This window comes from Nocardioides sp. TF02-7 (assembly GCF_022437945.1).
Classification (GTDB): domain Bacteria; phylum Actinomycetota; class Actinomycetes; order Propionibacteriales; family Nocardioidaceae; genus Nocardioides.
Genome location: NZ_CP092535.1, coordinates 1,457,089 through 1,469,880 on the forward strand (window position 1 = coordinate 1,457,089; position 12,792 = coordinate 1,469,880).

Here is a 12,792-nt window from a genome sequence, read left to right on the forward strand (position 1 = left end):
TCCCGTGGTCAGGCGAACTGGCTGTGGATCGACCGCGGCAGGTCGAACAGCGGTTCCTTCTTCAGCTCCGCGCGGCCCAGGGTGACCAGGTGCGCCTCGTCGGGGCCGTCGAAGATCCGCATCGCGCGGTGCCAACCCCAGAGCATGGCGAGCGGGGTGGCGTCGGTGACGCCGGCGCCGCCGTGGAGCTGGATCGCCCGGTCGATCACGTTGAGCACGGCCCGGGGTACGGCGACCTTGGCGGCCGCGATCAGGTGGCGGGCGGCCTTGTTGCCCTCGCTGTCGATCACGAACGCGGCGTGGTGGCAGAGGGCACGGGCCTGCTCGAGCTCGATCCGGGACTCCGCGATCCGCTCGCGCACCGAGGACTGCTGGGCGAGCGGCCCGCCGAAGGCCTCCCGGGTGCGCGCCCGCTCGACCATCATCGCCAGCGCCCGCTCCCCCGCCCCCAGGGCGCGCATGACGTGGTGGATCCGGCCCGGCCCGAGCCGCATCTGCGCCGCGGCGAACCCGCCGCCCTCCTCGAAGAGCAGGTTGCCGACCGGGACCCGGACGTCGGTGAGCTCGACGACGCAGTGACCGTGCTGGTCCTGCTTGCCGAAGACCGGCAGCGACCGCTGGATGTCGACGCCGGGGGTGTCGACCGGGACGATGACCATCGACTGCTGCCGGTGGACCTCCGCGTCCGGGTCGGTCTTGCCCATCACGATCAGCACGCGGCACCGCGGGTCGGCGGCGCCGGTGATCCACCACTTGCGGCCGTTGACGACGTACTCGTCGCCGTCGCGCTCGATCCGGGTGCCGATGTTGGTGGCGTCGGAGGACGCGACGTCCGGCTCGGTCATCGCGAACGCCGACCGGATCTCGCCGGCGAGCAGCGGCTTCAGCCACCGCTCCTGCTGCTCCGGCGTGCCCACCATGTGCAGCAGCTCCATGTTGCCCGTGTCGGGCGCGGCGCAGTTGATGGCCTCCGGCGCGATCTCGGGGCTCCAGCCCGACAGCTCCGCGATGGGGGCGTACTCGAGCTGGGTCAGCCCGGACTCGGACGGGAGGAAGAGGTTCCACAGCCCTCGCTCGCGTGCCTTCGCCTTCAGCTCCTCGACGACCGGCGGCACCGTGTGGTCGTGCTCCCCGGCCTCCTCGCGGTAGCGCTCGTAGGCGGCCTCGGCCGGGAAGACCTCCTCCTGCAGGAAGGAGACCATCTCGTCGTGGAGGCGGCGCGCCTCGTCGCTGGGTGCCGGGTAGGCCGGGTACATGGTCATCGTTCTCCTCGTGGTTGCTCGGCGGCCGGTCCTCAGGCCGCGCAGTCGCCGGTGTCGACCTCGCCGTCGGAGGCGCGGCCGGCGGCCGCGCTGTCGGCCACCTGGGTGGCGGTGAGTGCGTAGCCGGTGTCGGTGTCGGTCACGGACGCGGCGAACACGACGCCGGCCACGTCACCCTGGGGGGTGACGATCGGGGCCGCCGGAGTTGCCGGGGCGCACCAGGCCGCGGACGGAGTAGACCTCGCGTACGACGGTGCCGGTGCCGTAGATGTCGGGCGAGCGGAGGTCGTGCCGGGCGCGGACCCGGCCGGTCCGGACGTCGAACGGCCCGTCCTGCGGGTAGCCGACGATCGCGACCGGGTCCTCGGCGTCGACGGTCTCGTCGAGCTCGAGCGGCTCGAGGTCGGCGGTGTCGACGGCCAGCACCGCGACGTCGAGGTCGGGGTCGTAGTGGACCACCCGGGCCAGCTCGGTGCCCCCCGTCGACCTCCACCTCCGGGTCGTCGACGCCGGCGACGACGTGGGCGTTGGTCATCACCCGGTCGGGGGCGAAGACGAAACCGGTGCCCTCCACCCCGCGGCCGCAGTCGTTGGCGCCGCGGATCTTCAGCACCCGGCTCTGCGTGGCGAGCACGTCGGGGTCGTCGAGCAACCGCTCGGGTCCGGGCCCGACCTCGACGATCCGCTCGGGGGCGAACGGCTCGAGGTAGCGCGGGAAGAAGCCGGTGCCGACGACGTTGTTGAACGCCCGCAGCACCCCGGGCGCGGAGTCGGGCAGCACGGTGTCGACCCGCGCCAGCATCCACGAGCTGCGGACCTGCTCGGTGACCGGGCCGATCCGGGTGCCGGAGATCGCGACGCCCAGCGCCCAGGCCACGAGCAGCACCGCGCACACGGAGAGCACCGCGCCGCCGACGGCGTCGACCGCGCGCGCCGGCTGCCAGGTGATCTGCTCACGCACCTTGGCGCCGGCGTACTGAAGGAGCGCCTGCCCCAGCGACGCCGAAAGGATCACGATGAACAGCGCCCCCAGCGACACCCAGAGCGACGGGTCGGCCCCGCCGAGCACCACCGGCGCCAGCCAGATGCCGAACAGGCCGCCCAGGAGCAGCCCGAGCGTCGCGAACGCACCGGTGACGAAGCCCTGCCAGTAGCCGGAGAGGGCGTAGGCGAGCAGCAGGAGCAGCAGCAGCCAGTCGAGCAGGTTGAGGTCCATCAGCCTGTCCCCTCGGGCTCGTCGGGCGCGTCGGGCTCCAGGATGTCGAGGCTGTCGGGCTCTTGTCCCGGCGACGCGTCGGCGACCCGCCGTTCGTACTCGGCGAGCATGTGGCGGGGCAGGTCGTGCACCGGCGGGTCGGCGGCCGGCGGCAGCCAGCCGAGGAAGTCGAAGAACCGGGTGATGATCCCGCCGGTGAACCCCCAGACGATGACGTCCTTGGCGTCGCCGATGAGGAAGCCGGGACCGACCCAGCCGCTGGGGTGGCGGACCGAGATCCGGTGCTCCGGGCTGAGCAGCTCGGCGATGGTCACCCGGTGGATCTCGTGGACCTCGTCGGGCGAGGCCACCTCGACCGGGTGCGGCTCGCGCCACCAGCCGAGCACCGGCGTCACGGCGAAGTTGGAGGGCGGCAGCCACAGCTCCGGGAGGGTGCCGAAGACGGCCACGCCGGCCGGGTCGACCCCGATCTCCTCCTGCGCCTCGCGCAGCGCCGCCTCGACCGGCGTCTCGCCCGGGTCGATCGACCCGCCGGGGAAGGACACCTGGCCGGGGTGGGACCGCATGTGGTGGGCGCGCTCGGTGAGCAGCAGCTCGGGCCCGGCGCCGTCGTCGCCGAACAGCATCAGCACCGCCCCCCGGCGGGCGCCGGGAGTCCGCGGGCGGCAGGAACGCGGTCAGCTCGCTGCCCCGGATCCGCCGGGCCGCCGCCGCGACCGGCGCGAGCCAGTCCGGCAGGTCGGCGGGCAGGTCCTCTCCGGGTACGCCGTCCGCGGGGCGGTCGCTCACGCGGCCCCCGGGCGAGCTCGATGCCCAGCTTGTCCTCGGCGAGCTCCTCGATCTCCGCCAGCGAGTCGACGCCGCCGTCGGCGCGCTCGACCGAGCCGTCGGCGCGGACGAACGCGAACGACGGCAGGCCGGGCACGATCAACCCGGCCTCCTGGAGGTCGCCGCAGGCATCGGCGAACGACGGGTAGGTGGCGCCGGTGCGCCGCGCCAGGTCGACCGCCGCCCCGGGATAGGTCTCGAGGAAGTCGACTCCGATCACGGCGACGCGGTCGCCGTGACGCTCGTGGAACTCCTGCAGCACCGGCATCTCCGTGCGGCACGGCGCGCAGTTGGACGCCCAGAAGTTGACGATCGCCGGGCCCTCGACGTCGGCGAGCGAACCCGGCGTACCTCCGGCCAGGCAGCTGAGCTCCAGGTCGGGGAGGTCGGCCTCGCCGGCGAGGTCGGGGCAGTCCTCGATGCCGGCGGCGGCCTTCTCCTCGCGGAGCTCGGCGGTGTCGACGTCGACGTTGCACGCCGCGGTCGTGGTGCCCTCGTCGCAGGCCGTGAGCAGCACCGCGAGGCCGACGAGCGCGACCACCGGCACCGCCCAGCGGCTCATGCCCTGCCCTCGGTGCGCACCAGCTTGGCCGCCTCCGCGGGGTCGGTGGGCCCCTCGCCGAAGGCCGGGCACCAGCGGGCGACCGGGCACGCCCCGCACGCGGGCTTGCGGGCGTGGCAGACCCGGCGGCCGTGCCAGATGAGGTGGTGGCTGAGCATGGTCCAGTCGCGCTTGGGGAAGAGCGCGCCGACGGCGTGCTCGACCTTCACCGGGTCGGTCTCCTCGGTCCACGCGAACCGGCGGGCGAGCCGCCCGAAGTGGGTGTCGACGGTGATGCCGGGCACGTCGAACGCGTTGCCGAGCACGACGTTCGCGGTCTTGCGGCCCACGCCGGGGAGGGTGACCAGGTCGTCGAGCCGGGGCGGCACCTGGCCGTCGTACCGCTCGACGAGGGCGGCGCTCAGCTTGAGCAGCGACTCGGTCTTGGCGCGGAAGAACCCGAGCGGGCCCACCAGCTGCTCGAGGTGGGCGCGGTCGGCGGCGGCCATCGCCTTGGCGTCGGGGTAGGCCGCGAAGATCGCCGGCCGGGCGGCGTTGACCCGCTTGTCGGTCGTCTGGGCGCTGAGCACCGTGACGACGAGCAACTCGAAGGGGTTGTCGAAGTCGAGCTCGCAACGGGCGTCGGGATAGGTCTCGGCGAGCACCCGGTTGATCTTGCGGGCCCGGCGGACCAGCTGGGTCGGTGTCTCGTCCTTCGTCCCGCTCGCCCGCACCCGGCCAGAGTAGAGGCTCCGGCCGACAGACCCCATGACGGGCCGCCGGGGCGCCCCGGACCGCGACGGCAGGGCCTCGCTGGTGCTTGTGAGATCGACCACTGGCTAGGATGCGGAGGGCGGCCAGGGGGCGAGCCCGGCCGACCGACGAATGGAGGAAGCGTGGACAACGACGTACTCCGTCAGGCCCCGCTGTTCAGCGCGCTCGACGACGAGGCCGCGTCCGCGCTGCGCTCGTCGATGTCGGAGAACCGCATCCGGCGCGGCGAGGTGCTCTTCCACGAGGGCGACTCGGGCGACAAGCTCTACATCGTGCTCGACGGGAAGGTGAAGCTCGGGCGCACCTCGTCCGACGGCCGCGAGAACCTGCTGGCGATCCTCGGGCCCGGCTCGATGTTCGGCGAGCTCTCGCTGTTCGACCCGGGACCGCGCTCGGCGACCGTCACGGCGGTGACCGACGCCTCCTTCGTCTCCCTGTCCCACGAGGACCTGCTCCGCTGGCTCGACGGCCGGCCCGGCGTCGCCCGCGGCCTCCTCGCCCAGCTCGCCGCCCGCCTGCGCAAGGCCTAACGACGTCGTCGCCGACCTGGTGTTCTCCGACGTCCCCGGCCGGGTCGCCAAGGCGCTGCTCGACCTCGCCGACCGGTTCGGCCGCACCGCCGACGACGGCGTCCACGTCCACCACGACCTCACCCAGGAGGAGCTCGCCCAGCTGGTCGGCGCCTCCCGCGAGACCGTCAACAAGGCCCTCGCCGACTTCGCCTCCCGCGGCTGGCTGCGCCTCGAGCCCCGCTCGGTCGTGATCATGGACATGGAGCGGATGGGCCGCCGCGCCCGCTGACCCACCGCGCCCCTCCCCCTCCCCCCTCCGCCCCGATGTTGAATCGGGTGTCGTGGCCCGTCGAATCGGGTGTCGTGGCGCGTCGAATCGGGCCACGTGGTCGGTCGAATCGGGCCTCGTGGCGCGTCGAATCGGGTCCCGTGGCACGGCGACCCGGATTTCTCCGATCGGGTGACCCCCGGATCGCGCCACCGCGGCGTAGGAGTGGGTGAAAGGGGGCCGACGTGGCGACCAGCTCATCCCGGGATGCGTTCGACGAGTTCGTGCGCGCTCGTACGACGGCCCTGACCCGGACGGCGTACCTCCTCACCGGGGATGCCCACCTCGCGGAGGACCTCGTGCAGACCGCACTCTTCAAGGCAGCGCGCGCCTGGCACAGGATCGAGGGCGACCCCGAGCCGTACGTGCGGCGCATCCTCTACACCCAGAACGTGTCGTGGTGGCGCCGGCGACGGTGGAGGGAGACGCCGCTGGCGTCGTACGACGACACGGCGGTCGCCGCCGACACCGACCTGCGGCTCAGCCTGGAGGACGCGCTGCGGCGGCTGACCGAGCGGCAGCGGACCGTCCTCGTGCTGCGGTTCTTCGAGGACCTCACCGAGGTGCAGACCGCCGCAGCGCTCGGCATCGGGGCGGGCACGGTCAAGTCGATCGCGCGGCAGGCCCTCGCCCGGTTGCGCACCCTCGCGCCGGACCTCGAGCAGCTGCTGGAGGACGCGTCGTGAGCGGCGAGCAGCTCCGCGACGAGCTGACGCGACTGGCCGACCGCGCGCCCGCGGTCGACGTACCGCCCGACCTGTTCGACCGCGGCCGCCGGGCGACGGCCCGGGTGCGGGTGCTCGGGGCCGCCGCGGCTGCCGCGTGCTTGGCGCTGGTCGTCGGGCTCGGCTGGCAGCTCCTGGCGGAGGACGACGTGCCCGTGGCCGGCGGTGAGGTACGCGGCGGCGTGCCCGACCTCGTGCACACGCCTCCGGACGGGGTCATCGACCTGCCCGTCGTGGCACTGGACGAGGTGGACCGTGCGGCCGTCGTCTACACCCTCGACGACCCGGACGGGACGGTCGTGGCGGTGCTGCCCGACGGGCGCTACCGGCAGCTCCGGCTCCCCCGACCGCCGCGCGCCGCTGCTCGACGAGCTGGGGCCGGTGCTCTCGCCCGACGGGACCAGGCTGGCGTACCCGACGCAGGACGCGGGCACCCGTGGTCTCGCCGTCGTCGACCTGGGCACCGGGGACATACGCGACGTCGAGCTGCGCGCGGCGCCCGGCGCGCTCGTCCGGTCCCTCCAGTGGTCACCCGACGGCGGGTCGCTCGCGTGGTCGGGGCAGGTGGTGACGTCGTTGACGCGCGACGGCGCGTCGTTCGGGCGGAGCGTCGCGGGCGTGGTCGGGGTGGACAGCGGGTCGAGCACGCCGGTGACGGGTCGGCGGGCCGCCGGCTGGGACGGGATCGGTGCGTGCGACGACGGCAGCGCGGTCCGCTACGTGTGGCCTACGTTCCTCGTCTCCGACGGTGAGGAGGTGCGGTACCGGTCGTGGCGGCAGGTGACCGCAGCGCACGGTGCGTGCAGCGCGCCGCAGTCGTTGCTGCCCGAGGCGTTGGACTCGTTCGAGTCGCTGCTCGGCTGGGTGCAGGACGAGGGCCGCCGCCCGACCGCGGTGGTGCTGGCGCCGCGCTGGGCCGACGACGAGCGGGAGTCGTTCGACGGCTACCTGCTCGAGCTGGTCGACGAGGCAGGATCCCGGGAGGTCGCCGCGGTCGACTCCCCCTGGGTCGCCCGGGTCAGCGTCGCCACCGGTCTGATGACCGGCGACCGGCCCACCGTCCCTACCGGACCCGACCCGTGGCCGACCTGGTGGCAGGAGCACGGCACCCTGGCCCTCGCGGCCGGCGCCCTCGCAGCCGCGCTGTTCGCCGCTCTCGCCCTCCTCCGGCTCCGCCGGCCGCTGCGTCTTCCCCGGTCGGGTTGAATCCGGCCTCGTGGCGCGTCGAGTCCGGCCTCGTGGTCGGTCGAGTCCGGCCTCGTGGTCGGTCGAATCCGCCCTCGTGGCGCGTCGAGTCGGGTGTCGTGGTCGGTCGAATCGGCCCTCGTGGCGCGTCGAGTCGGGTGGCGCGGCGTCACTGGGTGAGGGCGAGAGCCCGCGACCCGCGCTCCATCCTCCGCACGTTGGAGTACGACGGCCGCAGCGCGCGCCGCAGCTCACCGATCCACCGGTCGAGCGCCTCGCCGGTGAAGTCGCCCATGCGGATCACGATGATCGTCCAGCCGTTGGCCCGCAGCCAGGCGCGTCTCGACTTGTCGTTCGCCCGCTGCTCGGGGTTGCGCTCGTGCGCGTCCCAGCCGTCGTACTCGACGGCGATGCGGTGCTTGGGGTAGGCGAGGTCGAGGCGGTAGGTCGGCACACCGTCGATGTGGGTCCACCACTGCAATTCCGGCGGCGGCAGTCCGGCGTCGTGGATCTGCAGGCGGGTCCAGGACTCCCGGGCCGACTCGGCTCGCGGGTCGACGAGGGCGACCAGCTCGCGGGCCTGGACGACGCCGCGTCGGCGGCGGTAGCGCCGCAGCCCGACCTCGAGCTGGCGGCGGGTGATGCCGTGGACCCGGCAGAACGCGTCGAGCGCGGCGAGCGCGTCACGACGCAACAGGAGGCAGCTCAGGTCGAGGGCGGTGCGCAGCGGCGTCGTCACCCGGACGTCGAAGAGGACCGTGATGTCGGAGGCGACGAGGTCGCGCGTCCGGCCGTCGACACCCTCGCGAGCACTCGGCTCGTGGCCGCGGAGTGCGCACGTCTCGACGTCCGGTGCGACCTCGAGCTCGCCGTACGTCAGGGTGTCGATGCCGTGCAACCAGGCCGCGGTGCGGTCGCGCACGACGTGGTCGGCCGGCGTCACGAGGTCGACGGCGCGGCATCGCAGCTCGAGGTCGTGCTCGACGTCGGCGTCGGCGGCGACGTAGACGTTGCGGAGGACGCGGCGTACCTTCCCTTCCTTCACCCAGCGGCGGAGCTGGTGACGGGAGATGCCGAGCGCGGCGATCGAGCTGTAGGTGAACGGGCCCGTGGGCGGTGTGCGTGTGGTCGTCATGGCGCGACCCTGCGCCGGTCGGACCGTGCGTCGAGCCCGAGAGCGGCCTGCCTGTGGATGACCTGTCGGCGCGCGGGGGCTGTGGACGGTTCATGGGCCGTCGTACGCCGCCACGGCGGCCGATTCGACGCGCCACGGCGCCCTATTCAACCCACCACGAGGCCCGATTCGACACCGACCGTGGCATCGTCGACCCATGGCTCACCGACTCAGCGGCGAGGAGCTGCTCCTTCCCGACCGGGCAGCGTGGCGGGCGTGGCTCGAGGAGCACCACGCGACCGAGCCGGCCGCGTGGCTGGTGCTCACGAAGAAGGGCGGCACCCGCACGACGCTCACCTACGAGGAGGCGGTGCTGGAGGCACTCTGCTTCGGCTGGATCGACGGCCAGGCGCGCGGCCGTGACGACGAGACCACCTTCCTCCGGTTCACCCAGCGCGGAACGCGGAGCAAGTGGTCGCCGTCCAACGTCGCCCGCGTCGCGACCCTCGAGGCCGAGGGACTCATGACCGACGCGGGCCGGGCGGCCGTCGAGGCCGCCCGCGCCGACGGCCGGTGGCAGGCCGCGGGCGGCTCCTAGACCCCGTTGAGGATCTTCCGGGTGGCCTCGTCGGCGGGGTAGAACGCCTCGATCGCGAGCTCCGACAAGGTCACCTCCCGGGGCGTCCCGAAGACCGTGGTGGTCGAGATGAACGACAGCACGGTGTCGTCGGAGACCCGCAGCTCCAGCGGTACGACGAGCGCGGCCGCCCCGGGTGCGCCGCCGTCGCCATCGGCAACCTCCTCGAGCAGCTCGCGCAGCTCGGGTCGCCGGTCGCCTCGTGCTCGCGGCGGAGCCGGTGGGCCAGGTGCGCCCGCCACTCCGCCAGGTTGGCGATCCTCGGCGCCAGGCCGCGCGGATGCACCGACAGCCGGATGACGTTGACCGGCGGCTCGAGCAGGTCGTCGTCGACGCCGTCGAAGATCGAGAACGCCGCCTCGTTGGCTGTCACGAGCTCCCAGTGGCGGTCGACGACCAGCGCCGGGTAGGGCAGGTGCGCCTGCAGGATCGCCTCGAGCGCGGCGTTCGCCTCCGCCATCGGCGGGTCGGTGAGCCGGTGCTCCGGATGGGCGGGCGCGAACCCGCCGGCGAGGAGCATCCGGTTCTGGTCGCGCAGCGGTACGTCGAGCCGCTCGCACAACCGGAGGATCATGCCGCTGGTCGGCCGGGACCGGCCGTTCTCGACGTAGCTCAGGTGCCGGGTCGAGACCTCCGCGAGGTTGGCGAGGTCGAGCTGCGACAGGTGGCGACGCTGCCGCCACTCCCCTGACCAGCTCGCCGACGGTGACGTCCATGGCGCCCAACCTACGGGCGGCCCGACCCACGCCCCCATGACCTCGGAGGTCATCGACCGACGACCTCGGCGCGGGTTCCGATGGGTGCACCACAACGACCAAAGGAGCAACCCCATGACCTGCTACGCGATCTGCTACCTCCGCGACGTCGACCTCGGCGACGAGATCGTCGAGTACATCGACCGCATCGACGAGACGCTCGCGCCGTACGGCGCCCGCTGGCTCGTCCACGGCGGCCGGCTGACCCCGATCGAGGGCGACTGGGACGGCGACGTCGTGATCATCGAGTTCCCCGACACCGCCACCGCGCAGGCGTGGTACGACTCCCCCGGCTACCAGGCCATCCTGCCGCTGCGCACCGAGCACTCACGTTCGGTCACCGCGCTGGTCGAGGGCGTGCCCGAGGGCTACCGGGCCGTGGACAAGCTCGCCCAGCTCCTCGGCCGCGCCGGCTGACCACGAGGCCGGACTCGACGCGCCACGACACGCGATTCGGCCAACCACGAGGGCCGAATCAACCCACCACCAGGCCCGATTCAACCCGCCACGACACCCGATTCGACCCACCACGAGAACCGATTCGACCAACCACGACACCCGATTCAACCCACCACGAGGCCCGATTCAACGGGCGGCGAGGTAGGCGAGCTGGGCGCGGACGGAGAGCTCGGCGGCACCCCAGAGCACGGGGTCGACGTCGGCGTAGACCACCTCGACGACCTGGCGGGGCAGGGTGGGGCCGGCGTACGCCGCGGCGGCGGTGACGCCGAGCGTGGCGAGGGCGGCCTCGACCTGGGCGAGCCGCTCGCGGCGGTGGGAGCGGTAGTGGTCGAGGGCGGCGAGGGCGTCGTCGATCACGGGGCCGTGGCCGGGCCAGATCGCCGCGACGTCGTGCACCTCGGCGAGGGCGTGGAGGCGGTCGAGCGAGTCGAGGTAGGCGCCGAGCTGGCCGTCGGGGTGGGCGACGACCGTCGTGCCGCGGCCGAGCACGGTGTCGCCGGTCAGCACGACCCGGTCGGCCGGCAGGAGGAACGAGAGCGAGTCGGCGGTGTGGCCGGGGGTGCCGACCACCCGCACCTCGAGGCCGTCGACCTCGACGACGTCGCCGTCGCCGAGACCCTCCTCGCCGAGGCGGTAGGCCGGGTCGAGGGCCCGCACGCCGCAGCCCACCCGCTCGGCGAACTCGCGGGCCGCCTCCGAGTGGTCGAGGTGGTGGTGGGTGAGCAGCACGACGCCGACCTCACCGGCCACCTCCGCCACCGCGTCGAGGTGCTCGACCAGCGACGGACCCGGGTCGACCACCACCGAGCGGCGGGCACCGGGCTCGCGCAGCACCCAGGTGTTGGTGCCGTCGAGCGTCATGAAGCCGGCGTTGGGGGCGAGCACGCACCTGCCGCGGTCGCCGTACGCCCCTCCCTGCCACGCGTCCACGTCCGCCCCCCTCAGCCGCGCCGGGCCGCGACCAGCGGCCGCACCTGGTCGGGGATGGTCAGGGTGAAGCCGTCGTCGAGCGGCTCGACCTCCGGCATGAACATGTCGACGGTGCGGCCCTCCGCGTCCGCCACGACGTCGGCGACGGCGGGGTACTGACCGATCTCGAGGCAGGTGAGGTACGTCGGCGGGAGCATGGCCAGCCGGCCGGCGTCGGCGTCGTCGGCCGCAGCGCTGGCCGGCCGCCAGACGACCGACGACGACTCGGTGGAGACGTCGCGGGTGCGCTGCCCCTCGGGGAGCCGGGCGACGAAGAACCACGTGCGGTAGCGCTTCGGCTCGAACGCCGGGGTCAGCCACCCGTGCCAGGCGCCGAGCAGGTCGGTGCGGAGCACCAGCCCGCGCCGGGCCAGGAAGTCCGACATCGCCAGCTCCCGCGACTCCAGCGCGTGCCGGTCGGCCTCCCAGTCCGCCCCGGTCGTGTCGGCGACGACGGAGCCGGGTGACTCCCCGGCGAGCAGCACGCCGGACTCCTCGAACGTCTCCCGCACCGCCGCGCACACCAACGCTCGCGCGGTCTCCTCGTCGGTGCCGAGCCGCGCGGCCCACTCCGCCGGAGCGGCACCCGCCCAGCCCACCGAGGCGTCGAAGTCGCGCGGGTCGACCCCGCCGCCGGGGAACACGCACATCCCGGCGGCGAAGTCCATCGAGACCTGGCGCTGCAGCAGGTAGACCTCGGGCCCGGCCGCGCCGTCGCGCAGCAGCACGACGGTCGCGGCGTCCCAGGCGTCGACCGCGACCCGGCTGCCGTCGGCGTACTCCAGCGCCACCCGCGCCACCTCCTCGGAGAGCGGCACCGGCGGCAGGGGGATCCTCACGAGGAGGCGACCTCCACCACGAGCTCGACCTCGACCGGCGCGTCCAACGGCAGCACCGCCACCCCGACGGCGGAGCGGGCGTGCAGGCCGGCGTCGCCGAACACCGTGCCGAGCAGCTCGGACGCGCCGTTGGCGACGGCGGGCTGCCCGGTGAAGTCCGGCGTCGACGCGACGAACACGACGACCTTCACGACCCGGCGCACCTGCGCCAGGTCGCCGACCTCCCGCCTTCACCGCGGCCAGCGCGTTGAGCGCGCACTGCTGGGCGCAGGCGGCTGCCTCCTCGGCGGTGACCGCGTCGCCCACCTTCCCGGTGGTCAGCAGCGCCCCGTCCTTCATCGGCAGCTGACCGGCGGTGTGGACGAGGTCACCGGTGCGCACGGCCGGGACGTACGCCGCCACCGGCGGCACGACCTCCGGGACCTCGAGCCCGAGGTCGGCGAGCCGCTGGTCGGGGGTGGTGGTCATGCCTCAGCCCTCGACCGGGCGCTTGAAGTACGCGATGTCGTTGCCCTGCGGGCTGGGGATCAGCGTCACCAGCTCCCAGCCGTCCTGCCCGAAGTTGTTGAGGATCTGCGCCGCGGCGTGGTTCAGCACGGGCGCGACCTGGTACTCCCACTTGGTCATGGTTCGCAGACTACTCAG

General features: G+C 73.6%; 14 protein-coding genes and 3 pseudogenes. 5 read left to right on the top strand and 12 right to left on the bottom strand.

Annotation, left to right across the window (positions count from 1 at the left end):
* Positions 1-8: 8 nt before the first annotated feature.
* The 6 genes and pseudogenes from MF408_RS07385 to nth all read right to left on the bottom strand — a co-directional run bounded on the left by MF408_RS07385 (position 9) and on the right by nth (position 4,581).
* Positions 9-1,262 (bottom strand): acyl-CoA dehydrogenase family protein, encoded by a 1,254-nt coding sequence (locus tag MF408_RS07385; protein ID WP_345893868.1) that lies wholly within the window; start codon positions 1,260-1,262, stop codon positions 9-11.
* Positions 1,263-1,433: 171 nt separating this feature from the next.
* Positions 1,434-1,721 carry a trypsin-like peptidase domain-containing protein gene (locus tag MF408_RS07390; RefSeq protein ID WP_345893923.1) on the bottom strand — a complete coding sequence of 96 codons (288 nt, stop codon included), beginning with the start codon at positions 1,719-1,721 and terminating at the stop codon, positions 1,434-1,436.
* A 382-nt stretch (positions 1,722-2,103) separates the two neighbouring features.
* Positions 2,104-2,478 (bottom strand): annotated as a pseudogene (locus MF408_RS07395) (CvpA family protein); the annotation flags it as partial.
* Positions 2,478-3,104, bottom strand: coding sequence for a CoA pyrophosphatase (locus MF408_RS07400; protein WP_240250854.1), 627 nt, complete (start codon positions 3,102-3,104; stop codon positions 2,478-2,480). The pseudogene MF408_RS07395 and the gene MF408_RS07400, both read right to left, overlap by 1 nt.
* Positions 3,104-3,868 carry a TlpA disulfide reductase family protein gene (locus MF408_RS07405; protein WP_240250855.1) on the bottom strand — a complete coding sequence of 255 codons (765 nt, stop codon included), beginning with the start codon at positions 3,866-3,868 and terminating at the stop codon, positions 3,104-3,106. The genes MF408_RS07400 and MF408_RS07405 overlap by 1 nt, the downstream gene beginning before the upstream one ends.
* A complete protein-coding gene (gene nth, locus MF408_RS07410) occupies positions 3,865-4,581 on the bottom strand; it encodes an endonuclease III (protein WP_240250856.1) in 717 nt (238 codons plus the stop codon). Before nth ends, MF408_RS07405 begins: the two co-directional genes overlap by 4 nt.
* Before the next feature lie 162 nt (positions 4,582-4,743).
* Here nth and MF408_RS07415 point away from each other — a divergent pair.
* The 3 genes and pseudogenes from MF408_RS07415 (at position 4,744) to MF408_RS07425 (ending at position 7,392) form a co-directional block, all read left to right on the top strand.
* Positions 4,744-5,422, top strand: a pseudogene (locus tag MF408_RS07415) (Crp/Fnr family transcriptional regulator).
* 224 nt (positions 5,423-5,646) lie between these two features.
* Positions 5,647-6,147 carry a SigE family RNA polymerase sigma factor gene (locus tag MF408_RS07420; RefSeq protein WP_240250857.1) on the top strand — a complete coding sequence of 167 codons (501 nt, stop codon included), beginning with the start codon at positions 5,647-5,649 and terminating at the stop codon, positions 6,145-6,147.
* Between the two features lie 420 nt (positions 6,148-6,567).
* Positions 6,568-7,392 (top strand): hypothetical protein, encoded by an 825-nt coding sequence (locus tag MF408_RS07425; protein WP_240250858.1) that lies wholly within the window; start codon positions 6,568-6,570, stop codon positions 7,390-7,392.
* Positions 7,393-7,540: 148 nt separating this feature from the next.
* Here the strand turns inward: MF408_RS07425 and MF408_RS07430 are convergent, their stop codons facing one another.
* Positions 7,541-8,506 (bottom strand): type IV toxin-antitoxin system AbiEi family antitoxin domain-containing protein, encoded by a 966-nt coding sequence (locus tag MF408_RS07430; RefSeq protein WP_240250859.1) that lies wholly within the window; start codon positions 8,504-8,506, stop codon positions 7,541-7,543.
* A gap of 196 nt (positions 8,507-8,702) precedes the next feature.
* On the opposite strand from MF408_RS07430, the gene MF408_RS07435 reads away from it, so the two are divergent.
* Positions 8,703-9,083, top strand: a complete 381-nt coding sequence (locus MF408_RS07435) for a hypothetical protein (RefSeq protein WP_240250860.1) — start codon at positions 8,703-8,705, stop codon at positions 9,081-9,083.
* A 70-nt stretch (positions 9,084-9,153) separates the two neighbouring features.
* Here the strand turns inward: MF408_RS07435 and MF408_RS07440 are convergent, their stop codons facing one another.
* Positions 9,154-9,891 carry a helix-turn-helix transcriptional regulator gene (locus tag MF408_RS07440; RefSeq protein WP_240250861.1) on the bottom strand — a complete coding sequence of 246 codons (738 nt, stop codon included), beginning with the start codon at positions 9,889-9,891 and terminating at the stop codon, positions 9,154-9,156.
* Positions 9,892-9,952: 61 nt separating this feature from the next.
* Here MF408_RS07440 and MF408_RS07445 point away from each other — a divergent pair, with 61 nt between their 5' ends.
* On the top strand, positions 9,953-10,294 hold the full coding sequence (locus tag MF408_RS07445) for a DUF1330 domain-containing protein (protein ID WP_240250862.1): 342 nt from the start codon (positions 9,953-9,955) through the stop codon (positions 10,292-10,294).
* 168 nt (positions 10,295-10,462) lie between these two features.
* Here MF408_RS07445 and MF408_RS07450 read toward each other — a convergent pair whose 3' ends face one another.
* From MF408_RS07450 to MF408_RS07465, 4 genes and pseudogenes are all read right to left on the bottom strand, one after another.
* On the bottom strand, positions 10,463-11,269 hold the full coding sequence (locus tag MF408_RS07450; protein WP_240250863.1) for an MBL fold metallo-hydrolase: 807 nt from the start codon (positions 11,267-11,269) through the stop codon (positions 10,463-10,465).
* An 11-nt stretch (positions 11,270-11,280) separates the two neighbouring features.
* Positions 11,281-12,147 carry an NUDIX hydrolase gene (locus MF408_RS07455; RefSeq protein WP_240250864.1) on the bottom strand — a complete coding sequence of 289 codons (867 nt, stop codon included), beginning with the start codon at positions 12,145-12,147 and terminating at the stop codon, positions 11,281-11,283.
* Positions 12,144-12,615: pseudogene (locus tag MF408_RS07460) on the bottom strand (RidA family protein). Before MF408_RS07460 ends, MF408_RS07455 begins: the two are co-directional and overlap by 4 nt.
* A 3-nt stretch (positions 12,616-12,618) precedes the next feature.
* Positions 12,619-12,774 (bottom strand): DUF4177 domain-containing protein, encoded by a 156-nt coding sequence (locus MF408_RS07465; protein ID WP_240250865.1) that lies wholly within the window; start codon positions 12,772-12,774, stop codon positions 12,619-12,621.
* Between the last annotated feature and the right edge of the window lie 18 nt (positions 12,775-12,792).